The sequence below is a fragment of the Bradyrhizobium prioriisuperbiae genome (assembly GCF_032397745.1).
Classification (GTDB): domain Bacteria; phylum Pseudomonadota; class Alphaproteobacteria; order Rhizobiales; family Xanthobacteraceae; genus Bradyrhizobium_A; species Bradyrhizobium_A prioriisuperbiae.
The window spans coordinates 2,846,768-2,861,606 of record NZ_CP135921.1 but is presented as its reverse complement, the minus strand read 5'-3'; the positions used below and the strand labels follow the sequence as shown (position 1 = coordinate 2,861,606).

The following is a 14,839-nucleotide window of genomic DNA, read 5'->3' as shown; positions in this document are numbered from 1 at the left end:
GAAGTTCGCTCAGAGAGTGCTGTTAAGTGATGCGAACTTCGAATTCGGGACACTCGCGTCATGACGAGCCGGCCCGGCACGCATCTTGAACCTATAAAGGAGAATGAAACCCGTCTGGCCAATAGTGGCGCCCTGCTGGCACGAAACGAGACACCGATGAGCCGCAACAGCACAGCAGCCTTTTCCGCCGATCCCGCTGCCTCCCGGGTGGACTGGGTCGACTATGCCAAGGGCATCTGCATCGTCATGGTGGTGATGATGCATTCGGTGCTGGGCGTCGAGGCGGCCGCTGGGCGCGAAGGCTTCATGCATGTGGTGGTGGCGTTCGCAAAGCCATTCCGGATGCCTGACTTTTTCCTGATTTCCGGCCTGTTCCTGTCGCGGGTGATCGACCGCGACTGGCGCACCTACCTGGACCGCAAGGTGGTGCACTTTGCGTATTTCTACGCGCTGTGGGTGACCATCCAGTTCGGTTTCAAGGCGCCCTCGTTCGCCGCCGAGCAGGGCTGGGGCCATGTCGGCCTGCTGTATCTGGAATCCTTCATCGAACCGTTCGGCACGCTGTGGTTCATCTACCTCTTGCCGATCTTCTTCGTGGTCACCAAGCTGACGCGCGGCGTCCCGGCGATCATGATCTGGGCCGCGGCGGCTGCGCTGGAGATGCTGCATGTCACCACCGGCTGGACCGTGATCGACGAATTCGCGTCCCGCTTTGTGTATTTCTATTCCGGCTACCTGTTCGCCAATTACGTGTTCGCGCTGTCGGACGGCGCCCGCAACCGGCCCGAAGCCGCGGTGGCCGGCCTCGGCGCCTGGGCGCTGCTCAATGCCGTTCTGGTCAATGCCGGCATCAGCGAGTGGCCGCTGATCTCGCTGGCGCTGGGATATGCCGGCGCCTGCGCCATCATCGTCATCGGCACTCTGCTGGCGAAGATGCGCTGGCTCGATGCGCTGCGTTATTGCGGCGAGCATTCCATCGTCATCTATCTCGCCTTCTTCCTGCCGATGGCGGTGACCCGCACGGTGCTGCTGAAGACCGGCGTGATCGGCGACATCGGCGTGGTGGCGCTGCTGGTCAATTTGGCCGGCGTGATTGGCGCGCTGGTGATCTGGTGGGCCCTGCGCCGCACCCCGCTGAACGTGCTGTTCGAACGCCCCGCGATGTTCTGGATCGCCCCGAAAAAGCCGCGGCCGACGCTGCAGGCGGCGGAGTAGGTTTTTCGCGGCCACGTTTGTGTGGCGGAAGGCGACTCTCCACATTCAGCGTCATACGCGGGCTTGCCCCGCGTATCCAGCTTCAGCGCCCAACGCACGTTGTGACGAAAGCTGGATTGCCGGGTCAAGCCCGGCAATGACGCTGTGGGGATGATTCACGGCACCAAAATCAGCGCGCCACTGGTTCGGCCGGCTTCCAGGTCGATATGAGCCTGCACAGCCTCGCTCAGGCGATATGGCTTGCCCTTCCCCTGCAAAACGCCCTCCGCAAGCGCCGCCAGCACGGCCTGCGCGGCAGCGTGATAATCGTCGGCATTGTTCACATAGCCCATGATGCTGGGGCGCCCGAGCATGATGCTGCGGCGTGGACCGAGTTCGCTGACATCGATGGGCGGAATCGGGCCGCCGGACTGGCCGATGCTCGCCACCACACCGAACGGCCGCACGCAGGCCAGTGTCTTCGCAAGTGTCGTGCCGCCGACACCGTCATAGGCGGCATCGACGCCGCGGCCGTCGGTCAGTTTCGCCACCTCGCCGGCGAAATCGGCATCGCGTCCGACAATGACGTGCTGTGCACCACTCGTGCGGGCGATGGCAGCCTTTGCATCCGAGCTGACGGTGCCGATCACCGTCGCGCCGAGATGAGTCGCCCATGGCGTCACCAGTTGTCCCAGCCCGCCGGCTGCGCTGTGCACCAGGATGGTGGTGCCGCGGCCGACCGGATAGATGCGATGAAGCAGCATGTACGCGGTCATGCCCTTCATGAACACCGACGCCACCGCCTCGTCGGACAGCCCGTCCGGCAGCTTGACACCGCGCCAGGCCGGCAGGTTGCGCTCCGAGGTGTAGGCCCCGACCGGCGCCCCCGCATAGACGATGCGGTCGCCGGCGCGAAGCCCGATGACATCCGCGCCGACCGCGGTGACGACACCGACCGCCTCGACGCCGGGAATGCCATCCGGCAGCGCGTATTCTCCCCGGCGCTGATAGATATCGAGGAAATTGACCCCGATTGCGGTCTGCCGGATGCGAACCTCGCCCCGTGCTGGCGGTGGCAATTCAATGGTCACGGCTTCGAGCTGGTCGGCGCCTCCCGGCGCCTTCAATCGGATGGCATGGATCATGACAATGGCTCCTGTTCGTCGACAGGACGACTATGGAACTCCGGCGAGATATGCGAAATTGCCCATATCTTCACTTTTGATGTGAGAATTTGCACATGTCGGCTTCCGGGAAGCGGCTCGACCGCGACAACCTCGACTGGGAAGACCTGCACCACTTCATGGTGCTGGCCCGCGAGGGCACACTGTCCGCGGCAGCCCGCGCGCTCGGCGTCGATCACGCGACCGTGGCCCGCCGGGTCGCCGCGCTGGAAGCCTCAGTGGCCTTGAAACTGGTCGACCGCAGGTCGCGCACAACCACGCTCACCGACGACGGCCAGCGCATCGCCGGGATCGCCGCACCCATGGAGGAAGCGACCTTTGCGGTGAGTCGTGCGGCACAGGCGGCGAAACCCGGCATCAGCGGCGAGGTGGCGATCAGCGCGCCGCCGTCGCTGGCCAATGCGATCATCGCGCCGCAGCTCGTTCGGCTGCGGCAGCGTCATCCCCGCATCCGGATCAAGCTGATCGGCGAGAAGCGCAGCGCCTCGCTCAGCCGGCGCGAGGCGGATGTCGCACTGCGCCTGGCGCGCCCTGCCGAGCCGGGACTGATCGCACGCAAGGTCGGCAGTTTCGGCTTCAGCCTGTACGGCGCGCCGGCTTATCTGAAGGAAACGCCACCGCATGCGTTTGCGTATATCGCCTATGACGAGATCATCATGGGCGACACGGCACAGCAGAAATGGCTGAAGGTGATCGCCGGCGGCAATGAGATCGTGCTGCGCACCAACGACCTGGAAAATCAGGCGGCCGCCGCACGCGCCGGTGTCGGCCTCGCCGCCCTGCCGCATTTTCTCGGCGACCGCGATCCGCTGCTTGCGCGCTATAAGGTGGCGCAGAAGCCGGTCAGCCGCGACGTGTGGCTCGTGGTCCACCGCGACCTGCGCCATGCGCCCGCGGTCCGCGCGGTGATGGAGTTCCTGGCGGACTGCATGAAGGCCGTCAAATAGCCAAAAGATTCCGGTGCGCAGCCGGCCGGGAGCAGGTGTCAAGGGCGGCAAAAATCCCTACATTGCGGCCATGTCGAAAAGCACCTCTACGGCCACCGCCTCCCCCGCCGCCCTGAAGACGCCTGCCCTCAAGAAGGGCGATCATCTCTTCCTGGTCGACGGTTCGTCCTACATCTTCCGCGCCTATCACGCGCTGCCGCCGCTGAACCGCAAGTCGGACGGGATGCAGGTCAATGCCGTGCTCGGGTTCTGCAACATGCTGTGGAAGCTGTTGCGCGACATGCCGAGGGATAACCAGCCGACGCATCTGGCGATCATTTTCGACAAGTCGGAAATCACTTTCCGCAACACGCTCTATCCCGACTACAAGGCGCACCGGCCGCCGGCGCCGGAGGACCTGATCCCGCAGTTCGCGCTGATCCGTGAAGCCGTGAAGGCATTCGACCTGCCGTGCCTGGAACAGGGCGGCTTCGAGGCCGACGATCTGATCGCCACCTATGCGCGTGAGGCCGACCAGCGCGGCGCCACCACCATCATCGTCTCCTCCGACAAGGACCTGATGCAGCTCGTGAGCGAGCGCGTCATGATGTACGACACCATGAAGGACCGCCGCATCGGAATTCCCGAGGTGATCGAGAAATTCGGCGTGCCGCCGGAGAAGGTGGTCGAGGTGCAGGCGCTGGCGGGCGACTCCGTCGACAACGTGCCGGGCGTGCCCGGCATCGGCATCAAGACCGCGGCGCAGCTGATCGTCGAATACGGCGATCTCGAAACCCTGTTGCAGCGCGCCGGCGAGATCAAGCAACCGAAGCGGCGCGAGGCGCTGATCGAGAACGCGGAGAAGGCGCGGATTTCGAAAAAGCTGGTGCAGCTTGACGACAAGGTGAAGCTGGACGTGCCGCTGGACGACCTCGCGGTGCACGATCCGGATGCGCGCAAGCTGATCGCCTTCCTCAAGGCGATGGAATTCACCACCCTGACCAAGCGGGTCGCGGATTATTCCGAAATCAACCCCGCCGACATCGCCGCGGAAGACCGGCTGAAAAGCGCCTCGGCCGCGGCGTCAGTGCCGCAGGGCGGCGCCGCGCCGGGCTTTGCCTTCGAGGGCGGCCAGGATAATCGGCAAGACAACCGGCAAGACAAGCAATCCCCGGCGTCGAAGCCGACTGCTGCGCCCGGCAGCAACGTGCTGACACCGCAGGCCTTCGCCGCGGCCCGCGCGGCCGCCGGACATGCAAGCAAGATCGATCCCAAAAAATACGCCACCGTCCGCACCCTGGACGAGCTGAAAACCTGGGTGACCCGCGCCAAGGCGCTGGGCCATGTCGCCGTCGACACCGAGACCACCAGCCTCGATCCGATGCAGGCGGAGCTCTGCGGCTTCTCGCTGGCGCTCGGGCCCAATGATGCCTGTTATGTGCCGCTGATCCACAAGCAGGGCGGCGACGGCGCGGGCCTGTTTGCCGGCGGCCTGGCGCCCGACCAGTTGAAACCGCAGGACGCGCTGGCGCTGATCAAGCCGCTGCTGGAAGACCCGGGCGTGCTCACGATCTGGCAGAACCTGAAGTTCGATGCGCTGGTGTTCCTGCAGCATGGCATCGCGGTGACCTCGATCGACGACACCCTGCTGATGTCGTATGTGCTCGATGCCGGGCGCGGCGCCCATGGCATGGATCCGCTGTCGGAAAAATGGCTGGGCCATCAGCCGATCGCTTTCAGTGAGGTCGCCGGCTCCGGCAAGAACCAGATCACCTTCGACCATGTGCCGATCGAAAAGGCGACGGAATACGCCGCCGAAGACGCCGACGTGACACTGCGGCTGTGGCAGGTGCTGAAGCCGCGCCTGGTCGCCGAGCGTATGAACACCGTGTACGAGACGCTGGAACGGCCGATGGCGAGCGTGCTGGCCCGCATGGAGCGGCGCGGCATCTCGATCGACCGCCAGGTGCTGTCGCGTCTCTCCGGCGAGTTCGCGCAGACGGCAGCGCGGCTGGAAGCGGAGATCCAGGAGATGGCCGGCGAGCCGGTCAATCCCGGCAGCCCCAAACAACTCGGCGACATCCTGTTCGGCAAGATGAGCCTGCCCGGCGGCAGCAAGACCAAGACCGGCGCGTGGTCGACCTCGGCCTCGATCCTGGACGAGCTCGCCGAGCAGGGCCACGACTTCCCGAAAAAGATCCTGGAATGGCGCGGCGTCACCAAGCTGAGATCGACCTACACGGATCTGCTGCCGACCTTCGTGCATCCGCAGACCAACCGCATTCACACCTCGTATTCGCTGGCCTCCACCACCACGGGGCGGCTGTCGTCGTCGGAACCGAACCTGCAGAACATTCCGGTGCGCACCGAAGACGGCCGCAAGATCCGCCGCGCCTTCATCTCGATACCGGGGCATAAACTCGTCTCCGCCGACTATTCGCAGATCGAATTGCGGCTTCTGGCCGAGATCGCCGACATCCCCACACTGAAACAAGCGTTCCAGGACGGCCTCGATATTCACGCCATGACGGCGTCGGAAATGTTCGGCGTGCCGATCAAGGACATGCCGAGCGAAGTGCGGCGCCGTGCCAAGGCGATCAATTTCGGCATCATCTACGGCATCTCGGCGTTTGGCCTCGCCAACCAGCTCGGCATTCCGCGCGAGGAAGCCTCCAGTTACATCAAGAAATACTTCGAACGTTTCCCCGGCATCCGCGCCTACATGGACCAGACCCGCGACTTCTGCCGCGAGCACGGCTATGTGGTGACGCTGTTCGGGCGCAAATGCCACTATCCCGATATCCGCTCACCCAACCCCTCGCACCGCGCCTTCAACGAACGCGCCGCCATCAACGCCCGCCTGCAGGGCTCCGCCGCCGACATCATCCGCCGCGCTATGATCCGGATGGAAGACGCGCTGGCCGCCAAGAAACTCTCGGCCCAGATGCTGCTGCAGGTGCACGACGAACTGATTTTCGAAGTGCCCGACAACGAAGTGGAGAAGACCCTGCCCGTGGTGCAGCGGGTGATGCAGGACGCACCGTTCCCGGCCGTGGTGATGTCGGTGCCGCTGCATGTGGACGCGCGGGCCGCGCATAATTGGGACGAGGCGCATTGAGGGCGCCTTTCCGCCGTCCATGACAGCTCGTGTAGCCCGGATGAGCGAAGCGACATCCGGGCTTTAGTCATCCTGCGCCCCGCATATCACTTCGCTCATGCGGGCTACTTGGCTAATCCACCCCGCGCCTGAGCTGTTGCGGAAATGACCTTTTCCGAAACGTCGTTCAAATAGATTTGCAGATCCTCGGCGTTCTTGAATTCTTTGAATTCGCCGCGATCCAGCGCGTCGGCGCCGAGGCGAGCCGCTGCTCGCAGGGCCTTCAGCTTACCTACATCCGTCCGTACGACACTTCTGGTCGGCATAGGCGCTCCTCAGATTCATTCGGCGCAACCAAAGGACTCACCCGATATCGTCCGTGGCAGGCGGACGCTCGGCCTGCTGGTGTTCGACAATCGTCTCCAGCCGCGCGATGTTTTCCATCAAACGCTGGCTGGTCAGGACGAGGAAGTAATAACCGAACTGCGGGTTCTGGAAGTAGATTTCGAGCAACCTGTCATAGGTGATGGACAGGACCTGCCCGTCCTCGATGCATTCGACGGTCGCGGTGCGGCTTTTGTTGGGGGTGAGGAAGCCAAGCTCTCCCATCAGGCGCCCGGGCGGAAGCTCGACGTCGATTTCCTTGACCAGGAATTTGCCCGTGACCGTCAGGAACATCTCGTTCGCGAGGTCCCCTTTTTTGAACAGCCTGTCGCCATGGCGGTAGCGGCGCTCGGTCATGAACGGCTTGAGCCATTCCATCGACATGTCGCCCGCCGCCGCGACACGCGCCTTCTTGATCAGGTTCAGCATCTGGCGAAGACGAAGGGCATTGATCGGCAGCAGCAGCAGATACAGCAGAAACGTCGCGACATTGCCGGAGAGAGCGCCGAAGGCGACGAAAAATGTCGAGCCGCACATGTTGGCGATGCGCAACGGCACCATTGTCCGCATCAGCAGGGTGGCGACGAAGAAGGTCGCGCCAAGCAGGGCAAACATGTTGGCGAGGGTGATGTTGGCCAGCACGATCTCCTGCAGCCGGTTCAACAGTATGTCGGACGTGATGTTGTTGGGATCGAGCCCCATCTGAATGAAGATCTTTGCTATCCGCAGATTGTCCGCCGCCCTGTCGACGATGCGGTCGAGGATGGTCGAAAGACCTGCGTGGAGGGGCTCCATCATACGTCTCCGCGTGACACCGTCAGACTTGACCGGTCAGACTCGGCCGGATATCTCGGGTGCCGGATATCTCGTGTCCTGATTATCGACGTCGGATGACAACCGTCCGGGTCGACGATCAGCCGCAACAAAATCAATTTTACCCCGGGCGGAGGCTTCGGCAATCCACCAGTCGCAGGGCGCGGGGCGGGCCGCGCCTTACCACGAGCCCTGCTGCGCCTGAGGGAAGAAATCCTGGCGGCCATACTGGTTGCCGTACGGGTCGCCGTATTGACCACCATACTGGCCGCCGCGCCGGCGCGAATAGCCCGGTTGGGGGCCCCAGCCAGGGGCAAAAAAACCAAAGCCGTCGTCGTCCCGGCTCGCCATCGGCACATTGTTGACTGTCGGCTTGCGCGTGATGAAGCCGCCCTGGGGCTGGTTGTTCAGCACCGCGACGAACTCGGTGCGATAATTGGTCTCGCTGCTCAGCGGCTCGTCCGAGACGATGATCGAGGAGCGTGGCAAGACGGTCGGCCCGATGCGATCGAGCACATCCTGCGGGATGGTGATGCGGTCGAGCGCGTTTCTGGCGGTGTCGCCGTTGTCGATGGTGACCACGCTCCAGCGCAGGCCGGCATCGTTGCGCGCCATGGCCGTGAACACATGGGTGCCGATCGGCTGATCGGGATCGCGGATGGTGACGGGGACCTCGATGGAGAAATCGAACACTTCGCCGCCATCGGGCCACGGCTTGTGGGTGTTGCGGCGCACGTAGAGCTTCTGCGTGGCGCGGCTGATGTAGACGGAGGCCGGCTCGATCGCGAGCTTCGCCTCGGTCGCCGCCTTGGCGGTGTCGGCCTTCCTGGTCTCCGCCGCCTTGGCGGCGTCCTTGGCGGCTGCGGCGGCGTCGAGCTTCGAGGTGCTGTCGGCCCTGGCGGTCTCGAACCGTGTCGTCGCATCCGCGGCCTTCGTGGCAGCCTTTTGCTTCGCGTCTTCGGCCCGCGTGGCTTTCTCGGTCCTGGCTTTGTCGATCCTGGCCGGGTCAGTTCCAGCCTGATCCGTCCTGGCTTGATCCGACTTGGCTTGCTCCGCCTTGGCGGCGGCAAGCACCCTGTCGGCAGACGCGAGCTCGGCGTCGGCACGGGTCTTGGCCTGCTCCAGCTTGCGCAGCGACGCCGCGGTGAACGGCGCGGCCTCGCGCGACGCCGCAGCGGAGGCCTTCTTCGCCTCGCCTGCAATCCTGCTGGCCTCCTCCGACTCCCGGGCGAGCGTCCGGGCGCGCTCCGGAGCCGCGGCGACGGCCTGCGCATTCGGCACGAACAGCGCCGGGTGGGAAAAATCGACGGGCGCGGCGTCTTCGGGCGAAATGATCACCCGCATCCCGATCCACGTCTTGTCGAACAGGTTTTCCGCGACCTCGTAGGGCATCCGCACGCAGCCGTGCGAGGCGGCATAGCCGGGCAGCGGCCCGCCGTGCAGGGCGACACCGTTCCAGGTAATGCGCTGCATGTTCGGCATCCAGGCATCGTCATAGAGGGTCGAATGGTGGTCCTTGTCCTTCTCGATGACGGCGAAGACGCCGGCCGGCGTTTCGCGGCCCTTGACCCCGGTCGACACCGGCGCGCGCTTGATCCAGCCGTCGGCATCGTAGATCGTGACCTGCTGGCTCTTGATCGACACGATCGCCATGATCGGATCACCAGCCTCGCGCGGCGCCGTCGCCTCGGTGACCTGTGCACGGCGGCCCTGTTTCGCCGCGGCGTCGACGGTCAGCGCCGGGAGTGCGGCCATCGCCGCCAGCATCACAAGGCCCGGAAGCCCCCAAGACCGCATCGCCACCCTGGATTGCGCCGTCATCAGTCGATTAGCCATGCGATACCCTGGTTGGAATGCGTCGATCATGTGTCAGGTTGCAATTATTGAATTAACAAACTGCCGCCACCGATGATGCCGGTGATGCCGGATATTTGATTCAGGGAATCATCGGCAGATTCCGGTGGTCAATGTCTCATATACGACGGGCCGCACGGGAGGAAGGGCGGCGCGCGGCTGGCGCCGACCCCTGGCGGACATGCCGGCTTGCGCCTCTCATTTCACGCGACGGATTTATGAACGAGCAGCGGACTTGCGGCTTGCATGAGCGGAAAGGGCCGCCCATGGGCGGCCCTCTGGTTCGTCATGCACCGGTCTCACGCACTCTCCGGCACCTTCAGGCGAACGAGCCCGGTAAGCAGGGCGTCGAGGCCGTGGCCCTGGCTGGCATGGAGATCGATCCGGCCAACCTTCTCGACCACGCGCTCCAGCGACTCCAGTTCCTTGAGCGCAGAAGCAACGGGTTCTCCTCCATCAGCTTGGCGGTGTTCAGGAGCGATCGCGTCGCCGCGGTCTCTTCCTGGCGGCGGATCAGGTTCGCCTTCGCGACCCGCTCCGCCTCCACCACCTTGTTGACCAGCTCACGGATCTCGCCGGGCAGGATCACGTCCTTGACGCCGAGCTCCGTGACTTCGATGCCGCTGTCCGCAACCCTTGCCTCGACATAGGAGCGGAGCTCCGCATCGAGCGCGGCCTTGGCCGAGAGCACCTCATCGAGGGTGCGGCCGGCCACGGCCTCACGGATCGCGAACTGCGTCAGGCGATAGAGCCACGCATCGACATCCGGCACCGACGCCACCACACGCTCCGGATCAACGATCCGGCGGAATGCGGTCAGCGTCACGCGCAGCGCGATGCGATCCTTCGTGAGCATCTCCTGCGCGGTGATCTCCACCGGCTGCGGCCGCAGGTCGAAACGACGGACCTCGACCTTGCGGCCGACACTCCAATAAGCGTGCCGTCCGGGTGCGAGGCGCTCCATCATCCGACCCTCGACATGACACGGAATGCGCTGAGGTGATCACCTCTCGCCGAGAATGAAATCTCGCGCCGACGTCCTGCCGCAGATGAAATCTCTCCACCGGTCGTTTCAATCTCCCTCCGCGCCCGTCACCGCACGGTTTCGTTCAAGACGGCGAGCGCTAAAAAAATATCGATCTCGTTATTCCCGCGATCGTCTCCTCTATACTTCGTCGATATTTTCCGGAGAGATGGATCGACCATGACAACGACACTGCTTCGACTCGCGCGCACCGCCGGCGTGCTGCTGGCTCTGACGACCGCGGCCGCCGCCGACGAGCCGCTGAAGATCACGACCAGCGCGGGGCCGATCGGGCAGTTGGCCGGCTTCGCCGCCAAGCTCGCCCAGGAGAAGGGCATCGACGTCAAGGTGACCGAACTGACCGACTGGATCGCCATCAACGAGGCCGTCAGCAGCAAGGCCGCCGACGCGAACCTGTTCCAGCACGGCGCTTATCTCGCCGTGCAGAACAAGACGCGCGGCTTCAACCTGGTGCAGGTCGACAAGGTGGGCGTGATCGCACCGGTGGGGCTGTTTTCGAAGAAGATCAAGAAGCTGGACGAGATCAAGTCGGGCGACAGCGTCGCGATCCCCAACGAGCCACTGAACGGTGCACGCGGGCTGATCCTGCTGGAGCGGGCCGGCTTGATCAAGCTCGCCCCGGGCAAGGGCTTTTCGGTGAGCAAGTTCGACATCATCGATAATCCGAAGAACTTGAAGATCGTCGAACTCGATCCGGCACAGACTTATCGCTCGCTCGACGACGTCTCGCTGGCACTGGTCAATGTCACTTATTTGATCCCCGCCGGCGGCGATCCCAAATCCGCGCTGGTGCTCGACAGCACCATCGACGACGAACTGGTGCTGCGCTTCACCGCGCGCGAGGACAAGAAAGACGATCCCCGGCTGAAGGCCTTCATCGCGGTGTTCAAGTCACCGGAGGTGAAGCAATTCATCCAGGACAAGCTGCCGGCATTCATTCCGGCGGGGTTTGGCAGCTAACCCGAGTTCGCGGATTCGCGCTGGAAAATCGCGATTTTGCGATTTTTTGGCGAGCTAAGTCTTTGATCTGCAAAGGGTGAGGTGTCCGGAATCGGCCGAAAACGGCTGTAGTGAAGACCTACCGGATTCCCAATGACGTGACGGTGCGGATAGATTCGCAGCGCCATGTTCCTGCGACGCACCGAGCGAAAGAAGAACGGCAAGACGCACAGCTACTGGAACGTTGTCGAGAACAAGCGTCTCGATAACGGGCGAGTGGTGCAGCGGCATGTGCTGTATCTCGGTGAGATCAATTCCTCGCAGGCAGCGGCGTGGCGCAAGGCGATCGACGTGCTCGACGAAGACGCCGGACATGCGCGAACGTTGTCGCTGTTTCCGGAAGATCGATGCGAGGCGATCGCGGGCGATGCGTCGATCGTCCAGCTACGCCTGTCCGAGATGCAGCTTCGACGTCCGCGGCAATGGGGCGCCTGCTGGCTGGCCGGACAGTTGTGGCAGGAGCTTCAGCTCGATTGGTTCTGGGCAGAGCGGCTGCCGCCAAGCCGCAAGAAGACGAGGTGGGACCAGATCCTGCAGGTGCTGGCAACCTACCGGCTGATCGCGCCGGGCAGCGAGTGGCGGCTGCATCGGCAATGGTTCGGTCAGAGCGCAATGGCCGATCTTCTGGGAGCAGACTTCGGCCTCGCGGAAGAGCACAAACTCTATGCCTGCCACGATCTGCTGCTCGCGCATAAGGAGGCGCTATTCTCGCATCTGGTCGGGCGTTGGCGCGATTTGTTCAATGCCGACTTCGACGTGCTGCTGTACGATCTGACCAGCAGCTACTTCGAGGTCAACGCATCGGACTTGCCGGAAGGCAGCAAGCGCCGCCACGGCTACAGCCGCGACAAGCGGCCGGATTGCCCGCAAGTGGTAATCGCGCTGGTGGTGACGCCCGATGGCTTGCCGTTGGCTTACGAGGTGCTGCCCGGCAACACCGCTGACAACAAGACACTGCGGATGTTCCTTGCCAAGATCGAGCAGCAATACGGCAAGGCGCGCCGGGTCTGGGTGATGGATCGTGGCGTGCCGACCGAGGCCGTGCTGGCCGAAATGCGCCACAGCGATCCGCCAGTGCAATATCTGGTCGGTACGCCGAAGGGACGCCTGAACCGGCTGGAGAAGCATCTGCTGGACAAGCCCTGGCAGGACGCGCGGGAGGGCGTGCAGGTCAAATTGTTGTCCGAGGACGGTGAGCTCTACGTCTTCGCTCAAAGCGCCGATCGGATCAGTAAGGAACGCGCGATGCGCCGGCGGCAGCTGAAGTGGTTGTGGAAACGGCTCAGGCAAATCGATGCGATGGAGATCACGCGCGAAGAATTGCTGATGAAGCTTGGCGGCGCGCGATCCAAAGCGCCGGCGGCCTGGCGTCTGGTCGATATCGAGATCGACAAGCAGCGCCCGAGCTTCAGCTTCGCACTCAATCGAAACAGATTGAGAAAGACCCGACGTCGCGAAGGCCGTTATCTGCTGCGCACCAACCTCGCCGACAATGACCCCGCCCAGCTCTGGCAATACTACGTCCAACTCGTTGCCGTCGAAGAAGCGTTCCGCAATCTCAAGGGCGACCTGGCGATTCGTCCGGTGTTCCATCAAGACGAGGTCCGGATCGAGGCCCACATCTTCATCGCCTTCCTGGCCTACTGCATGCAGGTCACGCTGACGCGCCGGCTTCATGCCCTCGCATCGGGCTTGACCGCACGTCGCGCGCTCGAAAAGTTCGCCGCCATCCAGATGATCGACGTCCATCTGCCGACCACAGATGGGCGCGAGATCCTGCTCACCCGCTACACCCATCCCGAACCGGAACTGCAGCTCCTGATTGATCGGCTGAAGCTCCGGCTGCCACCGCAACCGCCGCCCAGGATCACCACAGCCGCCGTCAACCAAGCCAGCCGCTGTAGTGAAGACCTTTCGAGCTAAGCCATTGATCTGGCTGATGTCGACCCTTCAAAAACCCGCCAATCCGCGAAGACGGGCTAAGATCAGGCTGCATCCCACACCGTCGCGCTTGGCTCTGTGATCGTTTCCCGATATCGGTCGGCGATCATGGGGTCAGAGCACGCAACACCAGACAAGCCGGCAGGCAGTGCCACTGAGGTCTTTGTGACTTTCCTCAAGCTCGGCCTGACGTCGTTCGGCGGGCCGATCGCCCATCTCGGCTATTTCCGTGACGAACTGGTGACGCGGCGGTGCTGGATCGACGAGGCCGCTTATGGCGATCTGGTGGCGCTGTGCCAGTTCCTGCCCGGACCGGCGTCCAGCCAGACCGGCTTCGCGCTGGGGGTGCTTCGCGGCAATGGCCTGCTTGGCGGCCTCGCCGCATGGACCGCCTTCACCCTGCCGTCGGCCATCATCCTGGTTGCATTCGCACTGGGGGCGGCCGCCTTCACCGGCCCGATCGCGGAAGGCGCCCTGCATGGGCTGAAGCTCGTCGCGGTTGCAGTGGTGGCGCAGGCGATCTGGGGCATGGCGAAAAGCCTCACGCCTGACCGCGAACGCGCCGGGATTGCGCTGGCGGCAGTGGCGATGGTGACATTCGCCGGTGGATCACTCGGTCAGATCGGCGCAATCGCGCTTGGTGCCGTTGCTGGCCTCTGGCTGTGTCGGACACAAACGACGGCGCCTGTCGGTCACCTGAGCTTTCCGGTCTCGCGCCGCCGTGGCGCATGGGCGCTGGCACTGGTCGCAACCTTGTTCGTGGTTCCGCCCCTGATCGGGCAGGCAACGGGTTATCAGACTATCACGCTGTTCAACGCCTTTTACCGCGCGGGCGCGCTGGTGTTCGGCGGCGGCCATGTGGTGCTGCCGCTGCTGCAGGCCGAGGTGGTGACGCCGGGATGGGTGGGCAGCGAAGCGTTTCTCGCCGGCTACGGCCTGGCGCAGGCGGTGCCGGGACCCCTGTTTACATTCGCGGCTTATCTCGGCGCGGTGATGGGACCTGCGCCGAATGGCCTCATCGGTGCTGCGATTGCGCTGGTCGCGATTTTCCTGCCAGGCCTGCTGCTGGTGTACGGCACGCTGCCGTTCTGGGATGCGCTGCGGCTGCGCCCCTCAGCGCAGGCGGCGATGCGCGGCACCAATGCGGCCGTGGTCGGCATTCTCAGTGCGGCGCTCTACAGCCCGGTGTGGACCAGCGCCGTGCTTTCGCCGCGCGACTTCGTGCTGGTGCTTGCGGGTTTCCTGCTGCTCACGGTGTGGAAGGCGCCGCCCTGGATCGTGGTGGTGGTGCTGGCCGCTGCCGGTGCGGTGGTGAAACTGCTCTGAGGAAGCCCGTTGGCCGCATGATCTCCCGCCCCTCGGGCACGGTTCTTGCTTCGCTCCTGCCACGCAGACAGGCGCG

Annotated in this window: 10 protein-coding genes and 1 pseudogene; 6 read left to right on the top strand and 5 right to left on the bottom strand. The window is 64.0% G+C overall.

All coding sequences use genetic code 11. The annotated features are described in order from the left end of the window. Positions 1–156: 156 nt before the first annotated feature. Positions 157–1,215, top strand: a complete 1,059-nt coding sequence (locus RS897_RS13455) for an acyltransferase family protein (RefSeq protein ID WP_315837023.1) — start codon at positions 157–159, stop codon at positions 1,213–1,215. Positions 1,216–1,370: 155 nt separating this feature from the next. Here RS897_RS13455 and RS897_RS13450 read toward each other — a convergent pair whose 3' ends face one another. Continuing rightward, positions 1,371–2,339 (bottom strand): quinone oxidoreductase family protein, encoded by a 969-nt coding sequence (locus RS897_RS13450; protein WP_315837022.1) that lies wholly within the window; start codon positions 2,337–2,339, stop codon positions 1,371–1,373. A gap of 95 nt (positions 2,340–2,434) precedes the next feature. On the opposite strand from RS897_RS13450, the gene RS897_RS13445 reads away from it, so the two are divergent. Together RS897_RS13445 and polA are read left to right on the top strand one after the other, a co-directional pair. After that, on the top strand, positions 2,435–3,325 hold the full coding sequence (locus tag RS897_RS13445) for a LysR family transcriptional regulator (RefSeq protein WP_315837021.1): 891 nt from the start codon (positions 2,435–2,437) through the stop codon (positions 3,323–3,325). A 70-nt stretch (positions 3,326–3,395) separates the two neighbouring features. Continuing rightward, entirely contained in the window at positions 3,396–6,422 is a 3,027-nt protein-coding gene (polA, locus tag RS897_RS13440; RefSeq protein ID WP_315838632.1) for a DNA polymerase I, read from the top strand. 104 nt (positions 6,423–6,526) lie between these two features. Here polA and RS897_RS13435 read toward each other — a convergent pair whose 3' ends face one another. From RS897_RS13435 to RS897_RS13420, 4 genes and pseudogenes are all read right to left on the bottom strand, one after another. Next, a complete protein-coding gene (locus RS897_RS13435; RefSeq protein ID WP_315837020.1) occupies positions 6,527–6,727 on the bottom strand; it encodes a hypothetical protein in 201 nt (66 codons plus the stop codon). A 37-nt stretch (positions 6,728–6,764) separates the two neighbouring features. Further along, positions 6,765–7,580, bottom strand: a complete 816-nt coding sequence (locus tag RS897_RS13430) for a Crp/Fnr family transcriptional regulator (RefSeq protein WP_315837019.1) — start codon at positions 7,578–7,580, stop codon at positions 6,765–6,767. Positions 7,581–7,778: 198 nt separating this feature from the next. Beyond that, positions 7,779–9,434, bottom strand: a complete 1,656-nt coding sequence (locus RS897_RS13425; RefSeq protein WP_315837018.1) for a L,D-transpeptidase — start codon at positions 9,432–9,434, stop codon at positions 7,779–7,781. Between the two features lie 317 nt (positions 9,435–9,751). Next, a pseudogene (locus tag RS897_RS13420) lies at positions 9,752–10,416 on the bottom strand (slipin family protein); the annotation flags it as partial. A gap of 240 nt (positions 10,417–10,656) precedes the next feature. Between RS897_RS13420 and RS897_RS13415 the strand changes: the two are divergent. The 3 genes from RS897_RS13415 (at position 10,657) to chrA (ending at position 14,763) form a co-directional block, all read left to right on the top strand. Continuing rightward, a complete protein-coding gene (locus RS897_RS13415) occupies positions 10,657–11,457 on the top strand; it encodes a MetQ/NlpA family ABC transporter substrate-binding protein (RefSeq protein WP_315837017.1) in 801 nt (266 codons plus the stop codon). Between the two features lie 165 nt (positions 11,458–11,622). Continuing rightward, positions 11,623–13,419 (top strand): IS1634 family transposase, encoded by a 1,797-nt coding sequence (locus tag RS897_RS13410; RefSeq protein ID WP_315831529.1) that lies wholly within the window; start codon positions 11,623–11,625, stop codon positions 13,417–13,419. A 126-nt stretch (positions 13,420–13,545) separates the two neighbouring features. Beyond that, positions 13,546–14,763 carry a chromate efflux transporter gene (gene chrA, locus RS897_RS13405; protein ID WP_315837016.1) on the top strand — a complete coding sequence of 406 codons (1,218 nt, stop codon included), beginning with the start codon at positions 13,546–13,548 and terminating at the stop codon, positions 14,761–14,763. Positions 14,764–14,839: the final 76 nt, after the last annotated feature.